An 18436-nucleotide genomic window follows, 5' to 3' on the forward strand; every position below is an offset into this window, starting at 1 on the left:
CATTAAGTCACCTGTTTTGTGTTGAGGTGAGAATATCACCTTTAATCAGGTGGCCAAATTTACTGTGCCACTACACACATATAACGTAAGTTATTTAACTCAGGGTCAGCTTTCCACGAATCAATACAGGCATCAAAAATAATATTCATAACTGTCCATAAAACAATTCCGGCAGTCAGGAATACCAGAGACAATCCAGCATACCTGTCAGTAATCCTGGAAATGTATTTATAATCTCGTTCTGTACTTCTGATTTTGAGTTCAGGATTATTTTTATTTTCTCTCATTATAAGTTCCCTCTGATATTTTCGATGATTAATTCAGACCAGTCATGCGGCTGTAATATATTTCAGACACCGAAATCCATCCCACAATTGCCCCTACAAAAAACACAACAGAAACAGAAAAGGTAAGACACAGCGAAACGACAATTTCTACAGGGCTGGCGGGATAAAAAAGCCCCAGACGGATAAAGGGGATATTCAGGCTGACGATTATTCCCGTCGCGATGCCGGATATTCCGGCAATGAGTAACACCACCTGCTTATTTCGCACCTTTTTTCCCTCCGTACATCTGCAGAACGGTATCCATACGCGCCATAAAACCGGCGGCATCCGTTGCCCCCTGTAAAAGCGGTAATGCCTCAAGCGTGTTGACGTTGACCAGGAAGGTGGTCGGTGTGGCCACCGGGATATTCGGGAAGAAGGTCTGCATCACGTCCGGTAGCACCGGCAATGCCTCCGGAAAGGCGGTATCCCCCTGACCATCCAGGGTGTAGGGAAAAACGGAAAAGCCGTACTGCTGTGCCAGCTGTTTCAGTACCGGGTCAAACTGGTGACAGTAAGGGCAATGCCCCTGCATAAACAGCACCACCTTCCAGTCGGCCAGGTTAACCTGCCTGCCGTTGCTGAGGCGGAACCAGCGGGGAGCCGGCTTTTCTGTCCTGGCTGATGTGTCTGCTGCCGGTTGTGCAGGCTGCGCGGCCATACCCTGCGGATTCCAGAGTCGTTCAATTTCATCCCGGGTGGAGGCCTGTACACCTGTGGCCATAATCAACAAAATGACCGGCAGTAATTTAGTGAGAGACATGTCCGCCCTCCTGCTGCTCTGCCATCATGGCCTGTTGCCTGGCTTCCAGTGCCTCACGCTCTTCCCGGCTGACACGGGCAATCCATGCATCCAGCACCTGGTATGCGCCGAACAGCACAAGGATGGCCGCAATCAGCTCCGCCAGAAAAAAAGCCATCCAGGGTTTGCTGTAAACAAGACGGGCGACGATATGAAACCAGACACCCAGGGAAAATACCCACATACCCGTAATATCAAGCCGGGGTAAAGAGAATTTATATTTTCTCATATTTAAAACACCATTATTATTCAGTATATTGCTGACTTCATCAATCAGACACAGTTATGTTAATTATCACGGATTTAATACTATGAGTTTATTTTTTGACAGAAAAACACTGGAAGCTATCAGAGACATTATCCGGGAAACAATGTTAGGCAATGTTGCCATTGTCTTACTGATAAACATTTCACCGGACTATATGGTACAAAAGAACAGTCCATCAATTATCATGCTCTCTATTTTTATATTAATAATAATATGCATTGAACTCTGGATGCTCCTCTCTGTAATAAATTACTTGTCCGCGTTACGAATAAGAAGAGCAAAACTCGCACTTATAATATTTATTCTCTGGATGTGTCTTATTCTCGCATTAACTATTCGTTATTTTATTATGTTTTCTGATGCATGGAGCAACCAGTAGAATATAATCATTCCCGCACCAGAAAACACTGCGGCAACAGCGAGCCACAAACGCTTATGCACTCCTTCTGATATGCCTGAAAAATATCCTGTATGGAGTAGCAGCAGCAACCATGACAACACTCCTGCCAGACCCTGCAGGGCAGGAGGGATATGCCACAGTTCATATTTCATAATAACAATACCTTCTGCCATCATCATGGACAGGGTGCAAACAACAAAACAGTCCCATGAAAAAAAACGCCTGTCAGCGGCAAGGAAAATCACTGTCAGTGACATCACTGTCACCTGGGCCAGCAATAAAGGCCATAAAGAAATAAAACTCATTTAAACGACCTCTTTAAAAATTCGGTTTAAAGTCTTCAGAAACGTTCAGGAACTGTTTTGCCAGGTCGTCCTGCGAAATAAAGCCGTATGATAACGGACGAACACTGCCCTGTTTCGGGTCAACCAGCATCATGGCCGGGAAATATTTCACGTCGAGGCGCTGCGCCTGCCCCTGGTCAGTCCGGGAATCCGGCAACAGTGGATTAATCACGCCATCCACGGAAACGGGAATAACACTCAGACCATAGGTATCCCTGAAGCCATTAATGACCTGCGCCAGCTGCCCGTCGATGGGTTCCTGCCCCCGGTAAAAAAACATAATGCCGTAATGCTCTGCCAGTCTGGCAATCGCCTGTCGCTGCTGCGCCTGGTCTGCTGCCAGCTGGTTCCGTACCGTGCCGTTGTAATGGCTGTACTGCAGGTTATAGTCCAGTTCGGGATGTGCCAGCATAGCCTTTTTAGCACTCATGGTGAAAAGCCCGGCCTGCTGAGTCCAGTAATTCTGCAGCCGGAAATATTTCACAAAATTATCCACACCGGGATACAGAATGGCTTCGTACAGCGCCCGCTTTGTTGCCGTCTGCAGCGCGGCCAGTTTCTGCATAATATCCGGCTCCTGACGGGGAATTACAGGTGCAGGTTTATTTTCCGGCTCCGGCTGTTTCATCTTTTCGTTATACCACTGCCAGCCCGCATCTTTCCCTGACGCCGGAAAAATAAAGCAGCAGAGTAACAGTGGCAGTAATGCTTTATTCATCTTCATTCCTTTCATCATTTTTTCTTTCATCAGGTTTCTGCAGGTCAGTCAGGGCAGAAAAACAAAAATACAGAATAAACAGGAGCACACCGGAGTAAAGGATAACGAAAGCAGCGGCAAGCATCCCGTCTGCCGTGGTTTCTTTTACCGTATCCCACGACCAGATAATTACCGGGGAAATGACAATCGCTGTAATCAAAAGCCGGATAAGAAAATCAATAAAACGGTTCGACGTGAATATGACCTTCATCATTTCCCCCGGTTGTTTCCCATACCTTACTGCCCTGCCTGTTTCAGCTGGTCAGCAATCTGCTCTTTCACTTTCTGCGTCAGAACGCCACTGTCCGGGATTTTCTGGTTATTCATCAGGTCTTCGTAGAAGTTAGTGAAATCCAGTCTGTCGAACTGAATTTTCTGCAGCTCATCAACCGTAATCCCCCGACAGTCAGGACTTTTGGCGCTGCCAAACCCGATACGCAACTGCCCGTTACGCCCCTGCTGCTGGACTATCTGCGCCAGCTTCGAATCAAACTGGCAGTAGCTGCGCTTTTTCTGCAGGCAGACGCCCAGCACCTTTTTCGAACAGAACTCGCCCACACTCACCGTCAGTTTGTTGTCCTTTGCCTTTCCCAGTGCCTTTTCTTCACTGTTGCACTTCGCCAGCCCCACATCCTGACCCCAGCCACCATCCTTACAGCAGTTACTGAAGCCGGCTGCGGCCTTACGGCAGAATTTCGCCTCGCCCGTGAAAGCCCTGACATCCACACCATTCAGGGCGGCAACATCCTTACCTGCGGCGGCAAGCGCAGCCAGCTGTGATACTGCCTCACCAAAATCACTGCTTTTTCCGCTCTGTGCCTTATCGCATTCACCGTCAAGGCAGAAGACATCACCACCACAGACCATCACTTTTCCTGATGTTTTTGACTCGCAGGAATACGTGGCATACTCATGCAGACAGGTTCCCTCATCGGAATAAAACGCGCACTGACGTGAGGCCAGCGTACAGGCCGGATTATCGACATATTTCTGACAGGTGCCGTTATCTGCGGACTGAGTGACATATTTATCCCGGTATGCCCAGCATGCCTGTGTGATGCTCCAGGGTTTACCTTCCATCACTCCGGTTTTCGTACCACCCGGCTCTGAACACTCAGTACCTTTCAGCACGCCATCCGCTTTATTAAACGGACAACTCTCCACCCACTCCACCCGTGGAACCCATTCTTTATCACGGACCTTCATCCTGAGTTTCAGCGTAAAGGTGGACGCGCCGCTGGCTAGTTTCTCATAAACCTGTCGGTCACCGTTCCCGCCAGAAAGACAGTTACCGTTAGCAGTACAGCCACTGCCGGTCAGTACCTGCCCCTGTGTCACCTGCAAACCTGTCGCCCCGGACAAGGGGAAAGTACCCGACTGCCCGTTTACCAGGCCAACATTGAACGTTGAATTCATGAAGGTATAACGAGAATTCAGGAAGAAAAAAGCGGCGTATACAGACAATGATGCACTTTCCACTGTACCGGTTACCGGAGCCGTGACACTGAACACCAGTTTCAGCCCGTTCATACTGAACCGGAACTGTGAGTGCGGTATCGTCACCTCACGATATTCATCCGTGTATTTCCAGTCTCCGGTGATCCTGGCAGTCCGTGTGCAGAACTCCTCCACCATCGTGTCCCGTTCACAGGTATAGTTTGTAAATTCACTGCGGTTTATCTGCTGTGCACTACACTGCTGGCCTGTGTTTCCTACAATGCTGTCAGCCCTGTTCACCACATCCCTGCCGGTCTGAATGAACGGTGCATCCGGTGACAGAATGTCTTTCGGCTTGTTCATGAATGACTCTGTGATAGTTTTTCCGGTTTCACCGGTCGCCCATTCCGTGGTGCCGTCATTTTTCAGGCCGCCATCCCCGCCAGCAGTCACACCACCGTAATATTTTGTCTCGTCCGGATTAGCGTTATAGCCGGGGATACTCTCCTGTGGCTTAAAGCCCTGAATACCGCTGCTTCCCTGTCCTTTGATCTGGTGAGCAAAATCAGAACCAGCCCGGTAATCACTGTTGCTGTCAGCAAACACAGAAAAGCTCAGAAAAAAAACAATTGCACAAAGATTGCACGGCTTTACGGAATAATTAAAATTCAGAGACCTGAAAAAGGTATTTATCTTTTCTTTCATAACCTGAACCATACTGGAGAATGAAGTGATGTCATCTCAACTTCAGAACTGTGTTGATTGTGGTAAAGCATTAAGTCGAACAGCCACAACGTGCGGGAATTGCAGCTCAACGGACCCTTTTGGAAAAAAACGGCGCAGCGATCGCTTTTACCAGTGGTTTGCAGGGCTGTTTATTACGGCTATTATTATTGCTGGCGGATTATGGTACATGGGGCTTCTTGACGTACCGGGATTACTACTCAGATAACGACTTCAGTAACGATATCAGTGTTCTGAAATCGGCACATAACGAGTGACGACAATACCGGTTATACCAGTAATGAGGGGCATCGGGCTGAAGCCTGAAACAGAGCTGAAACTCACTGTTAAAAGCCCCCTTCACCGACCATCCCCATGTCAGACGTGGTATTGCTGATTCAGCATCCTGCCGCAGTCGCTGCTCAAGAAGGGCAGCCATTTTTACCGGACAGGCAAAGGCAATATAAGGAGGCAGCTTTGTAACAGGGAAACCATGTCCCTGACAGGAAGCATATGTACGGAAGCCGTAAATGTTCATCGCGGCCACCAGTGCACGGATCTCCGGATCAATCTGATAATACCCGGCAGGTAAAGTCATTTTTGTTTATCTCCGGGGTTATTCAGCAACGTCCGGGCCACCTGCCGGCAGTCACCCGTGGCGGCCACTTTCTCCAGCGCCTGGCCGACCCGCAGGTTTCCCCGGATGATGTCGTATCCCTGACTGCAGAACACCACCAGTGCCGGTACACTGCGAATGCCGTACTGTGAAAACAGCGTCGGGTCGATCTGAACACCATCAGTCGCGCCGTCTTTCACCAGGGACAACACGGCTTCAGCGGTGGTCTTCAGGTCATTGTTCACCATGCCCCGCAGTGTGGCCGGGATACCGTAGTGCCGGGTTTCCCCCAGCATCCGCTTCAGCCCCTCTTCCGGAATGGAGAAGGACACAAAGTACACGGCGCCCTGCTGTGGTTTGTCTTTCTGAGCCGCCTGCTGCCTGCGGACCAGTTCATCGAGAAACCGGTTATCGGAATGCTGAAGGGGATTCGCCCTGACCTGCTGCTCTGCCCATGCCTGCAACTGTGTGTCCGGCTTTTCACGTAACTGCTGACTCAGTGTTTCCTGCTGCTTCAGGAACTGGCGGTTTTCAGGAGTGTTCACGTTTTCTGACGCCATAACCGCCCCGTTCAGCATCATCAGCAGTGCTGCCAGAGATTTCATACTCAGCTTCATCATTCACCTCACAGGAAGACACAGTTACGTTTACGCCACATCAGGTAGCCGAAGTTTTTCTTTGTGTTGGGCGGATTTTTCCCGGTTTCCCAGCGGGTCACGCTGCGCCCGAACGGGTGGCACTGTCCGCTGTCCGGATACATATTCACCATCTGGTAACGCCAGCGTTCTTTGGGCAGGATTGGGGACGGATATTCATTACAGACGGCGTTATTTTTCCCGATGGTTTCCATAATCATGCCCTGACGGTGCAGCTTGAACGCCATGCGTTCACTGACCAGCAGGGAGGACTGCAACGGACTGGACTCATTACTCACCCAGCCATTGAACGGGTACATACTGCCCTGCGAACCGGCACACCAGAACAGAACATCGAGAGGCATATTAAAGGCGCTGGCAATGGCATCTGCTGCACAGGCCCCCTGTGCTATCGGATTGGCAAAGATGACAGCTTCCGGATTGAGAATGGTGGTCAGGCTGCTGTCCGTCCATGTGGGGTCAATTTCAGAAAGATAAGCGATATCCAGGTCACCACCTTCCAGACAACCCAGCGATGTGATGATGTTAAGCCAGTACGTCAGCGGGTATTTGTACCAGTGAACGTGATAGAACGCCCCGTTCACCTGCTTCTCATCCTTTTTCGCCGTTCCCTGTGCCGTTTTACCAAAAGCCGGCAGGCTGAAGCCCAGGTTCACCATGCATCCCGGTGACCGGGTGACGTCCGTCAGCGCCATCGGCTCCCAGTAACCAATGGCCAGCCCGATACGCCTGAACAGCGGCGGCGGTGCCGGACAAATCTGAATGGGCATCGACGGGTTCGCCGTGTCGGGGACCTTACCCTGACTGACTTTGATACTGCCCAGCGAGAGCGGGAAAATACAGCTCCAGCAGATATCCGTGATCGGGTTTACAAAACGCCCCTCACAGGCAGAATCCGCAGACGCCGCAGGGACATGACCGGCGAGAAGGAATAACATCAGCAGCCACAGGCTTCGCTTCATTTTCTGCCCTCCTCTGCCGGAATAAATTCCACCTTCAGGAAGCGATCGCCGGGAACAGCACTCACCCGTGCCGGTACCTGATCGATGCCGAGGCGCTGACAGAGCACACCGTTCTGGTCAAAGTAAACACGGCTGTCCAGCGCTTTCTGCATCTCCGGGATACTTCCCTGCACGAGGATAATTTTGCTCTCCTGTGTGGGCGGCGTCTGGCGTTTCATCCAGACCACCTGCGCCGGATCATCGCCATTGATGAAATACAGCGTCTGGTTAAAAGGAACATACTGCAGCGGATTCATCACTTCACCCTGACGGGCAAACACCCGCCCTTCGTTATCCCGGATATCCGCAGCCAGTCTGACGGACGGGTCAAACAACCGGCTGCCGTATTTCTCCGTGCGTCCGATACCGGGCACGGCAGGGGGCCGCAGGCTGTTACGGATCACCCGCTCCTTAAAGGCATCCATTTTCCGGCCCATCTCACCGGACTGCTCCAGTGCCGTCAGACGCTGCATGATCACCGCCAGCATGTCCGGCTCCTTTACCGGCCACAGATCGCCCCAGGTACCAAGATCGGCGGCGGTCACACTCTGCCCCCATATCAGCAGGGCAATCAGCCCCCGGCATCTCATGGTTCCGCCCTCATTCGCCGGGCGATATCCTGCTGGATTTCCCGGGTGATATCCGGTGCCCCCTGTACCACGGCAGGCGACACCAGAATGACCGCGTGGTGTTTCTGCTGCCACGCCTGCAGGCTGGCTTCCAGTGCCGTATTAAAACGCGCTGAAAGGGCTTTTGACTGTGCTTCTGACAGTTGTTTCTGACTGGCGCTGTCAAAAAACGCATCCACGGTCTGCTTCATGTTGAAGGCGACAGTCACCGGTGCGTTCAGTCTGACAATGCCGTAACTGACGGCTGCGTTCAGTAACACCATTGCCAGGCATCCCGGCACCGTCCACCACCAGTGGCTGCATCGACGGGCTGTAACATCAGTCGTTTTTTGCGTTGTGGTCATGCAACACTCCTGTATTTCTCATGTTCTTCCAGCCAGGCTTCCAGCGAAGCCATCTCCGGCCCTGACTTCTTCCACGCCAGCTGCCACACCGCCTCATGAATACTCAGCCCCTCTTTACGCTTCTGCTGCACAAACTCAAAATCCGGGCCGTCAGAGCTGTACATGGCGCGGCTTAACGGGTCCACAAACAGACGGTGCCAGGAGGAGTGGTTCTCCACCTGCAGCAGGAAGGAACTGAACCACTGGTCTTTGGCCGCACCAAACTTACCAATCATGTCGCGCTGCAGTGGCAGGAACTGGTCCGGATACAGCTGGTTGTATTTCGCGAACTCCTTCGCACTCTGTTTGAGGATAATTTTGTAGGAGGAGTTACCCCATGCCGCGCGGGCAGCACTGGAGGCCTTGTCAGAGTCAAAGTCGACGATGTTCTGTGTGATGGTGATATAGGCACCGGTATGACGGCGGGCAGTACGGTAGCCTTTCTCAATAAACTCACCGACCTTGTGATTTTTGAAGTCCAGCAGACGCCACCCCTCATCAATGACGTTCAGTTTCTTGAGGTTACGCGGCGTGCGGTACATCCTGTTCTCGATGTAGATAATCAGGGAGAACATCACCGCAACCAGCAGTGACGGACGGTCTTCCAGTCCACCCAGCTCCAGCACCACCATTCTGGCATCATCCCGCAGGGACGGCTCATCAGAGTTAAAATACCGGCCATAAGTGCCGTTGGCAGTGTACTGGTCAAGCAGCACAATCATTTCATCCAGACGGCTGCGGATGGTCGGTGACTCGGCATACTGCTCGCTGTCACTGGCGTTTTTCAGGAAATTCACCACATCATCAATGCGCGCCTGATTCTTTTTGGCCAGCCAGGAGGCTTTGACCGCCTGCAGCAGCAGACCTTCATGCACTTCATCCAGGTTACCGTTGGGGCTGGCCATCACCGACAACTGGTCGCGGACACGCTCCGCTGACTGGTCGATATCGGTGATGTTCGCAAACGGGTTAAAACGCAGGGTTTCACCGTCCAGATATACGCCCCCCATGTTCTCACACAGGGACTTGTAGCCATCCCCCATGTCGAACACCACGGCAAAGCCTCCGGAGTCCAGCACGCTGCGGATAAGTGGCTGTATCAGCCCGGTTTTACCGGCCCCGGAGGTGCCACAGACCGCCATGTTGTAGTTGGTGTTATTCATCCCCCGGAAGAAAATATCGATAAACGCCAGCTGGTTACGGTAGGTGGGTGCCAGCAGACCTGCCGGTGTCAGGGGGTTATCCGCCACTAACGGCATCAGGTTGGCAACGTTAAAGCTCTCTGCGCGCTGAACCACTCCGGCCTCTTTCAGCTGTTTAAACAGCCCTTTCCCGGCCATAAAGGGCAGGCAGGTCAGGAAATTGCGCATGTGGTTAAAGCGCGGTGAAATCAGCTCAAAACCGTTTTTACGAAAGCTGTTCAGGATGTCCTGCTCCACTTCCAGCGCCGTTTCATTATTGTCCTTGCAGAATGCTGTGATGTTGAGGAAGTAGGACACGACAGAAGACTGACCAGAGCCCAGCCGCTGACGCAGTTCCCCCCACTCCTTCGCCTCTTTCTCCACGGACGGGAACCATTTGGCATAGGAGGTCTTCGACTTTTTCTCCAGGTCCATGTACTTCAGGTTGGCTTCGCTGTGGGTTTTCACCTGGTCTTCCACCACCAGAGTCAGCGTCAGGATAAACGGACAGGAGATGGACAGTTCCGGGTTCAGCAGGTTGCTGTAGTTGTCGGCCATGTTCCACAGGAAGGCGATTTCCGGGTTACGGGCCAGATGGAAATTCAGGATGCGGGCCGTGCTGTTCCTGCCGTTCTCACGCAGGCCCAGCGTCAGGTAATCAGCCCGGACTTTCAGATCAAAACTGTCCTCCACACACTGATAATTCAGATCAGAATACGGGTCCAGCTGACGTCTTTTCGGGTACAGGGAGTCCGGATTATGGTTAATCATCTCCCCGACAATATCGATAAAGGCCTGTGCATCCACCGTCTGTGTGGTGATACTGGCCCCCTGTAACGACGCCCGGATGATTTTCACCAAGTTTTCCATTTCCAGAATGTCGGCCCGGCTTTTTTTCTTCGAGGGAGAACAGTACGAGATAAACACCCGGTAATGGCGCAGGGTCAGGGGCAGATTCATCCCCTCCGGCAGCGGAAACTGTGTCGCTGCCGCTTTCATATAATAGGCCCGGGTAATGGCGTTAAACCGTTCGGCCTGTTCACCTGACCAGGAGAACTCACGCAGCCCGTATTCAATCCTGTCACCAACCAGCTGACTGGACATCAGATGGATACACAACGGAATACCGCGCGGCAGTTTAGTGCGCAGCATATGATCGAGAGCCTCCACAATGGACTCATTCGCCCCATTGATGGGAATGGCTTCCAGCATAAAGCCCATCGTGGTGTCATTCATGAACAGACCGGATTCCTGGTTGTAATCACGGTACGGCAGCAGACGGCTGAACTGCGGGAAGCTCATTTCGCCCAGAACTTCATTGGCCTTTGCGGATTCATCCGGTAATTTAAGCGCGGTCAGCAGTGAATTAACCGCCTGAGTGACGGCCTCAAGTGGGTTATTACTCATATGAGTATTCCTTAGTGCGTTTAAAAAAGGAAAATATCAGTCTGTGACCGTGGATATATCAGGCAGTGCCATTCTTAAAACCACAGCACAAATAAGAGATGGAGGCTTTTAACAGGAAACCAGGATTAATGTTCCTTTGCTGAATGAGCATCATTTAATGCCTGAAGTTGTTTTTCACGTATCTTATTTCGCTCATTTTCTCTTACCCGTTTCACCTCTGCCATTTCGTTTCTTTCTCTACACGCTGATGCAAGCTCTTTTGCCTTACCAAGACTTAAAGGCTCAGGCTGATAATCAGATGTGTCAGACTTAATAGCTTCCTTAAATGCTTCTGCTGCACAGGGGGTATCCTGTGTAATCTCTGTCAGTTGTTCTGGTGTTGCAGGTTGTTGCTCAAGGTAATCATTGTAAAAAAGACCACATATCAACATAGCCATAACGCCAACAAATATAAAAGCCAGAACAGATTTTAAATATATCGACTTCATTTCATTTTCCTTCGAAGCAGTAAGCACTCATTGCCCACCACCATTCAGTGTTTCCATCACGTTGTTCAAAGGTTCATTTGTTTTAACTTCAATACACTCCCCTGTATTTTCTAAGCCCCTGCCTCCACGCGCTTATATTCTCCGAAGGATCTGTACACATACATCCGTATTTGGCATGGGTGTAATATTCCAGATACCACCACCGCCAACATTTTTCATCAGCACAAGAAAGATAAAGGTATGCATTCTTTATTACCTCCAGTTAAATATTAATCACTGAATATTCCTTCAGTTAACTTATGAGGTCATAAAACGCTGCAGATTCTCATTCGGATTTATTCCCTTCAGTAAACTTCCGGATGGTATCCTGTTCACGCTGACGGGTGGCAGACTCCTGCATTGCATCCACTTTCTCCTGCCAGAGACGCCGGATATCCTTTTCATCCCGACCAGTCAGTTTTTTACCGGACAGCAGACGGTTAAGCAGTTCCTGTCTCGCATCCGGTACGTCTTCAGTCAGACGCATAATCTGAAGCAGGCTCTGACGGCTGAGGACCATGAGTGATTCCGGCAGGAGGGTGAAGAAGAAAATAAAAAAGCATACCGCACCACAGCAGGCAAGGACCGCAAACAGGATTTTCAGATATATACCATCAACGCCGAACGCAGCAATAATACAGGGAACCCATGCAATACACGCACAAAACGCCAGGATGTTATCTATTCGGTTATGTCTGCGATATATCTGTTGATGTTCATCCAGAATAGAATCTATTTTTTCAGCTTCTGATTTATGCATAGTGTTTCCTCTGCCTTTCCTGATACGCCTGACATTCAACACATAACGTCACACCGGGAAATATTTTCCGCCGGGCTTCCGGAATAGGATTTCCGCATTCTTCACAGAGATAAACAGGAATACCATGAGCATTTATTTTCTGGCGTATCCGGTTTATTCCTGTCATGGTCAGTTGTTCTGTCACTGAATATGCTTCATCGTCTTCATCACTCACGGAATATTCCTCCCGACATGTTCTGACACGCTACCGCCCATCCCTTTTCACGCACAGGGCACTCGTTTTACAGGCAGATTTTGAATACAGAAAGCCCGCCGGCATTGCCGGCTGATATACAACTTCAGGGCCAGTTAATTAATACGAGGTTTTCCCCACGCAGACGGCTTAATAACAAAAAACACACTGGATGGCTGATGATAAACATCCTGATTATCAATATAAGGCGCTATCCATAATGCAGCCGTCTGCTCACCCGTTCTTAGCGGACGAGGAGGTGTTACCGGCGTAACTGAACTGACCGGAACAACCGTTTTCACTTCCCGGGCAGCGGTAAACAGCGGGCGTGGTGCCAGCAGTTTCTGCTCCGGATGTGCTGTCACCGCAGGTCTGCTGCCGGACGGAGTGGTCGCGGTGACGGTCTGCACAGGCATTGTCCGGAAGTTCCCTTCAGCCAGGCGCGGCAGTGATGCCGCAACCGGCTTTGCTTCTGAGGACTGCTCCAGTTTTTTGGCCTTCTCATTGGCCTGCTCCATCGTCATACAGGTATCTGATGTGGTGGCGTTACACTCAAATTCCGTATTAGTTCCGGCACAGCCAGAAAGTAATAACGTCCCCAGCAGAGGAATAAATAAAGAAATCTTTTTCATTGCCCTTCTCCTTTTTTATTATTCCCCACAACAGCAGAAATTAACTCTGCTGTCAGATTTGTTTTCCCTGCACAGGGTTGTCCGAAGACTACTGTATTTCCCGGAGAAGAAAATAAGCTCATCGACATACCCTTCTTCATCACACCGACAGCTGCCATATTAAAATTGTGCGGCAATGATTCAGAACCGAATTCCTTCAGTGCAGGAAGTACGATTCTTGTGGCGCAGTTACTGAGAACAGCATTCATAAAATCATCTGATACGCTTTTATCCGGTACAGAGCGTGCAGTAATAATATTAATATTACGCATGTTCATTTTTATCTCCGTTGCTTCTGTTTGTTCGGTCATCAGGGAAATAAACATGGCATTTCCTGATTTTTTCCGGCAGGGAAGCATCTTCCGTAAGAACTTCCTTCAGATGTTCATCTGCAGTTGCCACCCGGACACATTTCATTTTTCCGGGTCGCATCGGATATTTTCCGGAGATCACCGCCAGCGAGACATACATCAGTGCCAGCGTTGCCCATAATGCGGTGAACAGTTGCATCAGAGACTGGTCAGTCTCCCTGGCATATTCTGCAGCATCCCCCCGGCGAAAACCGCACGTTACAGACGGAGGCATCGCTAAATCGGAACCAAAACTGTTCGAGCAGTATCGGACCGGATACAGCCCGGCTGGCGTTCTGCCCCTTACAAACTCGATCTCCTGAACCAGCAATTTCCCCGGTGTGGTGTTGTCCTTCCATAAAACCAGTAACGCCAGCAGAGCCATTGTGGCCAGCGGCAGAATGACGGCGTATTTCAGACACCAGAACAACCAACACAGGCCCTGGGCAACAACATACCGGGTGGCATGGCATATCTGACGGAGTGACATATTATTTGCCATCGTTGCCCCCTCCCTGGCTGCCGGACATAAACTGCTGCGGATTCAGGTTGCCCAGCTGCTTCAGCATCTGGTCAGTATTAAAGCCGTTAAGATGACTTTCAGCCGATGGCGGAACAGGAACCGGACTTTCCGGATTGTCTTCTTCCGCTCTGCTCTGCGTGCGTTCCAGCGCCATCTCTTCCACGGTTTTCAGCTGGAAGCCGTCCTGGAACACCACGGTCACTTCGTTGCCCGCACCAATCGGTATCACCGGGTGATACTGTTCGGCACGTTTGATGTAGTAGTCACTGAGCGTCTGTGCGGCTTTCGATGCGCCGCCACCGATACCCATTTTCAGGACATCACCAGCCCCGTAAGCGGCTGTGGCACCCAGCCCGACAGCCGGCTGGGAGGCGCGCTCCATTCCCTGACCGATACCGTCAACAAATCCCGCGCCCATGCCCAGCCGAGGATTTTGCCGTTACGCATCACCACTTCGCCCTTGATACCGTTTTTACCCCGGAAGCTGACATGCCCCTTAATCGGCATATCAATAGTTTTGCCGTCCTTCAGGCAACTGATATTGCGGGTGCGTACAATGGCACGCTCACTGGACACATCACCCCAGGCTTCCAGACCCACAAAACATCCCGTTGCGTCATACGTCTTGCTGTTCGGCATTTCCACCAGGCCGGTGATACGCAGCTGCATCGGCACCGTGGATTCATTACCGGTGACAGAGGCATTGGCATCCGCCCCTTCAATCAGCATGGCTTTCGCAAAACTTCCTGACGGAATGTACGGCAGTGATGGTCCCTGTTTTCCCTCATTACGGGTAAACACCTTACGCTGTATCCGGTTAGGCACCGGCACAGACTGGTACGTCACCTGTGGTGGTGGCGTGACACCATTCCCGGGATAAAACGCCGTCGGCGGTGGAACAGCAACGCTGCCCTGCGGCGGGAAGGATACGGGGGTGTTTCCTGGCTGTGGTTCGCCTTCCGGGCCGGGCGGTGAGGCAGGCATCTGCGGTACAGGCTCACCGGTCGCCGTGACGGGATTAGCACCCAGGGCTTTTACCTGCTCTGCCAGGGCGGCATTGTCCTGTCCCAGCTTTTCAATACGACGCTGGTCATCACCGCGCTGTTTGTTCAGAACATCCAGCTCACGACGGATTTCCTCATACTGCTTCTGCATCTGCGCTGCCGTCACCTGCATCTCTGTGGTGGCATGCTGACGCACCTTGTCATCAAAGGTCGTATCCACCACACCGGTCATATCCGGCACAGGCTCCTGTTCAGCCACGGTTTCACCGTTACCGGACATGTCCACATCAGACAGATACAGTGCCCCACCAATCGCGGAGGCTGTACCGACAACCACAATCCCCAGCCACAGGTACTGCTTGCGTTTCACAATGGTATTGATACTGGCCATCAGTTGCCCTCCCCGTCACGGATGACATACACATCCATGCGCGCACCTGCCAGTAACTGGCTGGCAGGCTGGCTGAACATCACGGCACGGGTTCCCGGCTGCCAGAAGTCACTTTCCCGGATATTCAGGGCAGACAGCGTTTTATTTTCCACGGCAAAGCGGACCATCTTCAGGTGATTCCCCGTCCATACGGCATCTGCCACTGAAGACAGCCCCGCCGGGGCCTGCAGGGTTTCCTTTGTCACCGGGACCTGATACCAGCCTGCGGGTAATTTTCCGCCACGGACGGCCTGGCTGATGGTCACAAGAAGGGATTCGTAAGGCGTGGACGTTTCCCACGCACCGGCTTCTTCTCCGGTTCCGCGCAGGTCACAGACCAGCTGAATGGTACGCCCCGCGCCTTCACGGGGAACGGCCTGAATGGAAAGATTCAGACCACGTTCTGTTTCCAGAATGAACGTAAAGGGCTTTTTGTTGACGGTGGCAACCACCACACCGCCGGAGGCGGTCTGCTCATTATTGGTCAGGGCACCATCCAGACTGTTCACGGCGATAATCCGGTCACCGGGAACGGTAAACAGATTCGGGCTGGTATTGCTGATGGCAACACTGGCCTGACCACCGTTCACCATTGGCACCACGGTGGGGGCCAGCGTATCGTTTGCGGCCATCACGCTGCAGGAAAAAAACAGGCTGCCGAATATTATTGCCGTATTATTTTTTCTCATCGTCTGTTTCCCCGAAATTATCCAGCCAGGTCACCCCGTTTTCCCGCTTCAGAATAAGGATGTAATGTTTGATATCAGTGAAAGGTTTTGAATCACCAATCCAGGTTTTAAGCACACCACGAATTTCCACACGGCCATACTGAGGCCAGACACGAACACTGGTCTGGAAAAAGGCTGAGTTCACGTTATCGTTTTTAATACGCTTTGCTTCTTCAGCCAGAATAACTTTCATCTGGTTCTGTGCGCCCGGGCGGATATATTGCAGAAGCGCCTGATGTGAGGCATCGACGGTTTCTGATGAAACATTCAGACGGAGGGCAATAAATGACAGCGCCATCTGCTGTAAATAAGAGGCGTCGGCACTGTTCTGTGACACGGCAAAGGGGGCATTAAATGCCATTGGCGTCACGGCAGTGCGTTGCTCATTCTGAAGACGGTAGTTATTCACCCCCTGAATGACGTTAACAGAGAGGCTGAGAACAATAAGCACTGACATAAATATAAAGGCGATGGCCATTACACGACTGGTACTTAAACGGGCACCGTGTTCCATATAACAATCCTGGTATCAGTTCTATTTAATCCACTGCCGGAAACACGAATCGGGAACATTATGAAAAATACCGCGCAGCAGGGCTGTTGGCATATACCAGTAAATCAGGTCACGTAACCAGGAACTGCCCCGCCCTTTTTTCAGTTTTTTAATCCCGAAATAAACCAGAACCGCTGCACCAATACCGAACAGATATTTCGATGTTGTGATACCCCAGCCAATACATATTGCTGCGGGGATCAGTTCATCCAGTGGCAGGCCAAACCAGCGGCTCTGGTTGGTCAGTGTTTCCGGGAAACGATATTTCTTAAGTTTATTCTCGTCTCCCGACATCGTTTTATTTCCTGTCAGAGGCCAACGACGGCCATACCCACAGCAATAAATACAGAGATGATGGCAAAACCGGCCAGGAACTTGACGTTTTTGGTCATCATGTACATGACAGCACCGACCAGAACTTCAGCCAGAACAACCCATTTAACAACACTGGAGTCCTTACCGAAGGTCGCCTTAACAGTGGTGTTACCGCTTGCCATCAGGTCCTGACCACTGCTGCCGGCGGCCATCGCCAGCTGCGGGAAGAACATCATCAGAACAGCAGCCGGGATCACAGCGCGAGCCAGGCGAAGCATATTCAGACGAGTGAATTTGGAAAAAAACGATTTCTTTTTGACGGGCGCAGAAGCACCCTGAACACTTAAAACGGCGTCCATATGATTCCTCTGTTTAATATTGATAGATAAAAACTAAAGTTCTTTAAATGTTGACTCGCTCTCTTCGGTCACCTCCCTGAATATTTCTTCATTATAAAAATCTGGATAACGTTGCAAATGATCCTGCAACCTCACCAATGCTTCGTTTGTTTTCGTTCTTCCACTACGCTCTCTGGCTCCAAGTAATAATTTATTCGTTTCCTCATCAAGGGTAAGTAAAACCTTTCTACTTGGCGCAGATCTTAAAGCTCCTTTAATCACCCTCCCTCCCATAAATAAAAGAGATTTAGTCAAAATATTCACATAAGACGCACACAAAAATAAACAACAAAATAGTAAATTACGTTAACAAATACTGGCACTTTTAGTGCCGGGAATGATTACATTTCTTTACAGTGAAGGCTGTTAATATTACTAGCGAAGTATTGATATAGATAAAATAACACATCAGAGATTATAGCATATCGCAACCACTCATCCCTGTCTGAGAAACCATAGTGTTGTTTAAAATTCATAAATATTTTTTTAGATTGGTCAACAGAGATATCCATTCTCTGAGAAGAATACTCATGACTATAACCCAAAAGATACGGTATTATCTTATTAAAGCGATATTTGTCATGTTCACAACTAAACTCCTTGCCCTTTATAAAAAAGCTACTAACTACGTATCTTTCGAAGAATCTCCAGACAAACAAATTCAAGTTATTCACTTCCGTACTTTCAACCACCACATCCCATGATACATCATTCAATATTACACTATTAATAATACTCACTCCATTCGAGGACGAGAAAGCATCAACTTCAGCAGTATGAAATAAAATTTGCGTATCAATATCAATACCAGAAAACCATATTTCAGAATCACTATTCTGACACTTTATTAATTGTAAAAAAACAGAGTTTGAGTCTATGAATTTTCCTGACTCTGTGCGGACACAGACTGGATATTTTGCGGATAAAATAATTTCCGGCAGGCCTGATTGACGTATGAGTGCTCTTTCTCTAGTATCCATCGTACACATAGGAACCTCCTCAAAGGATTCTATG

General features: G+C 50.3%; 25 protein-coding genes and 3 pseudogenes. All 28 read right to left on the reverse strand.

Annotated elements, in window-relative coordinates:
* Positions 1–77: 77 nt before the first annotated feature.
* Positions 78–287 (reverse strand): annotated as a pseudogene (locus FQ015_RS22935) (F-type conjugal transfer protein TrbF); the annotation flags it as partial.
* Positions 288–315: 28 nt separating this feature from the next.
* Positions 316–615, reverse strand: coding sequence for a P-type conjugative transfer protein TrbJ (trbJ, locus tag FQ015_RS22940; RefSeq protein WP_141094723.1), 300 nt, complete (start codon positions 613–615; stop codon positions 316–318).
* Positions 545–1090, reverse strand: a complete 546-nt coding sequence (gene trbB / locus FQ015_RS22945; RefSeq protein WP_104730551.1) for a type-F conjugative transfer system pilin assembly thiol-disulfide isomerase TrbB — start codon at positions 1088–1090, stop codon at positions 545–547. Before trbB ends, trbJ begins: the two co-directional genes overlap by 71 nt.
* Positions 1077–1358 carry a type-F conjugative transfer system pilin chaperone TraQ gene (gene traQ / locus FQ015_RS22950; protein WP_001233876.1) on the reverse strand — a complete coding sequence of 94 codons (282 nt, stop codon included), beginning with the start codon at positions 1356–1358 and terminating at the stop codon, positions 1077–1079. The genes trbB and traQ overlap by 14 nt, the downstream gene beginning before the upstream one ends.
* A gap of 378 nt (positions 1359–1736) precedes the next feature.
* Complete coding sequence (locus tag FQ015_RS22955; RefSeq protein WP_000008455.1) at positions 1737–2102, reverse strand: hypothetical protein; 366 nt, start codon at positions 2100–2102, stop codon at positions 1737–1739.
* 13 nt (positions 2103–2115) lie between these two features.
* Positions 2116–2859, reverse strand: coding sequence for a type-F conjugative transfer system pilin assembly protein TraF (gene traF, locus FQ015_RS22960; protein ID WP_001030406.1), 744 nt, complete (start codon positions 2857–2859; stop codon positions 2116–2118).
* The gene (locus FQ015_RS22965; RefSeq protein ID WP_000864317.1) at positions 2852–3109 is read right to left on the reverse strand and encodes a conjugal transfer protein TrbE; all 258 of its coding nucleotides are present in this window, start codon (positions 3107–3109) and stop codon (positions 2852–2854) included. Before FQ015_RS22965 ends, traF begins: the two co-directional genes overlap by 8 nt.
* Before the next feature lie 26 nt (positions 3110–3135).
* A complete protein-coding gene (gene traN / locus FQ015_RS22970; RefSeq protein ID WP_237427088.1) occupies positions 3136–5040 on the reverse strand; it encodes a type-F conjugative transfer system mating-pair stabilization protein TraN in 1905 nt (634 codons plus the stop codon).
* Between the two features lie 235 nt (positions 5041–5275).
* Entirely contained in the window at positions 5276–5656 is a 381-nt protein-coding gene (locus FQ015_RS22975) for a hypothetical protein (RefSeq protein WP_053287535.1), read from the reverse strand.
* Entirely contained in the window at positions 5653–6291 is a 639-nt protein-coding gene (gene trbC / locus FQ015_RS22980) for a type-F conjugative transfer system pilin assembly protein TrbC (RefSeq protein ID WP_104730559.1), read from the reverse strand. Before trbC ends, FQ015_RS22975 begins: the two co-directional genes overlap by 4 nt.
* An 8-nt stretch (positions 6292–6299) precedes the next feature.
* Positions 6300–7292 carry a conjugal transfer pilus assembly protein TraU gene (traU, locus tag FQ015_RS22985; RefSeq protein ID WP_000830839.1) on the reverse strand — a complete coding sequence of 331 codons (993 nt, stop codon included), beginning with the start codon at positions 7290–7292 and terminating at the stop codon, positions 6300–6302.
* Complete coding sequence (gene traW, locus FQ015_RS22990; protein ID WP_001203734.1) at positions 7289–7921, reverse strand: type-F conjugative transfer system protein TraW; 633 nt, start codon at positions 7919–7921, stop codon at positions 7289–7291. The genes traU and traW overlap by 4 nt, the downstream gene beginning before the upstream one ends.
* Positions 7918–8304, reverse strand: coding sequence for a type-F conjugative transfer system protein TrbI (trbI, locus tag FQ015_RS22995; RefSeq protein ID WP_015059013.1), 387 nt, complete (start codon positions 8302–8304; stop codon positions 7918–7920). The genes traW and trbI overlap by 4 nt, the downstream gene beginning before the upstream one ends.
* Positions 8301–10931: a type IV secretion system protein TraC gene (traC, locus tag FQ015_RS23000; protein ID WP_160524551.1), complete on the reverse strand. Its 2631-nt coding sequence runs from the start codon at positions 10929–10931 to the stop codon at positions 8301–8303. The genes trbI and traC overlap by 4 nt, the downstream gene beginning before the upstream one ends.
* 125 nt (positions 10932–11056) lie before the next feature.
* The gene (locus tag FQ015_RS23005; protein WP_000836687.1) at positions 11057–11419 is read right to left on the reverse strand and encodes a hypothetical protein; all 363 of its coding nucleotides are present in this window, start codon (positions 11417–11419) and stop codon (positions 11057–11059) included.
* 27 nt (positions 11420–11446) lie between these two features.
* A pseudogene (locus FQ015_RS24430) lies at positions 11447–11665 on the reverse strand (hypothetical protein).
* Between the two features lie 79 nt (positions 11666–11744).
* Positions 11745–12218, reverse strand: coding sequence for a hypothetical protein (locus FQ015_RS23010; protein ID WP_000549569.1), 474 nt, complete (start codon positions 12216–12218; stop codon positions 11745–11747).
* Positions 12211–12432 (reverse strand): conjugal transfer protein TraR, encoded by a 222-nt coding sequence (gene traR, locus FQ015_RS23015; RefSeq protein WP_104730540.1) that lies wholly within the window; start codon positions 12430–12432, stop codon positions 12211–12213. Before traR ends, FQ015_RS23010 begins: the two co-directional genes overlap by 8 nt.
* A gap of 134 nt (positions 12433–12566) precedes the next feature.
* The gene (gene traV / locus FQ015_RS23020) at positions 12567–13082 is read right to left on the reverse strand and encodes a type IV conjugative transfer system lipoprotein TraV (RefSeq protein ID WP_000724020.1); all 516 of its coding nucleotides are present in this window, start codon (positions 13080–13082) and stop codon (positions 12567–12569) included.
* Positions 13079–13399: a conjugal transfer protein TrbD gene (locus FQ015_RS23025; RefSeq protein ID WP_053287529.1), complete on the reverse strand. Its 321-nt coding sequence runs from the start codon at positions 13397–13399 to the stop codon at positions 13079–13081. The genes traV and FQ015_RS23025 overlap by 4 nt, the downstream gene beginning before the upstream one ends.
* Positions 13386–13973, reverse strand: a complete 588-nt coding sequence (gene traP, locus FQ015_RS23030; protein WP_000002771.1) for a conjugal transfer pilus-stabilizing protein TraP — start codon at positions 13971–13973, stop codon at positions 13386–13388. The genes FQ015_RS23025 and traP overlap by 14 nt, the downstream gene beginning before the upstream one ends.
* Positions 13963–15389: pseudogene (traB, locus tag FQ015_RS23035) on the reverse strand (F-type conjugal transfer pilus assembly protein TraB). Before traB ends, traP begins: the two are co-directional and overlap by 11 nt.
* A complete protein-coding gene (gene traK / locus FQ015_RS23040; RefSeq protein WP_202385158.1) occupies positions 15389–16117 on the reverse strand; it encodes a type-F conjugative transfer system secretin TraK in 729 nt (242 codons plus the stop codon). The pseudogene traB and the gene traK overlap by 1 nt, the downstream one beginning before the upstream one ends.
* On the reverse strand, positions 16104–16670 hold the full coding sequence (traE, locus tag FQ015_RS23045; RefSeq protein ID WP_000399792.1) for a type IV conjugative transfer system protein TraE: 567 nt from the start codon (positions 16668–16670) through the stop codon (positions 16104–16106). The genes traK and traE overlap by 14 nt, the downstream gene beginning before the upstream one ends.
* Before the next feature lie 21 nt (positions 16671–16691).
* Complete coding sequence (gene traL / locus FQ015_RS23050; protein ID WP_000012106.1) at positions 16692–17003, reverse strand: type IV conjugative transfer system protein TraL; 312 nt, start codon at positions 17001–17003, stop codon at positions 16692–16694.
* A 14-nt stretch (positions 17004–17017) separates the two neighbouring features.
* Complete coding sequence (gene traA, locus FQ015_RS23055; RefSeq protein WP_000340270.1) at positions 17018–17383, reverse strand: type IV conjugative transfer system pilin TraA; 366 nt, start codon at positions 17381–17383, stop codon at positions 17018–17020.
* A 33-nt stretch (positions 17384–17416) separates the two neighbouring features.
* Positions 17417–17644 (reverse strand): conjugal transfer relaxosome protein TraY, encoded by a 228-nt coding sequence (gene traY / locus FQ015_RS23060; RefSeq protein ID WP_000589558.1) that lies wholly within the window; start codon positions 17642–17644, stop codon positions 17417–17419.
* 119 nt (positions 17645–17763) lie between these two features.
* A complete protein-coding gene (locus FQ015_RS23065; RefSeq protein WP_000337547.1) occupies positions 17764–18411 on the reverse strand; it encodes a transcriptional regulator TraJ family protein in 648 nt (215 codons plus the stop codon).
* Positions 18412–18436 lie beyond the last annotated feature (25 nt).

This window comes from Escherichia sp. HH26CH (assembly GCF_009820205.1).
Taxonomy (GTDB): domain Bacteria; phylum Pseudomonadota; class Gammaproteobacteria; order Enterobacterales; family Enterobacteriaceae; genus Escherichia; species Escherichia coli_F.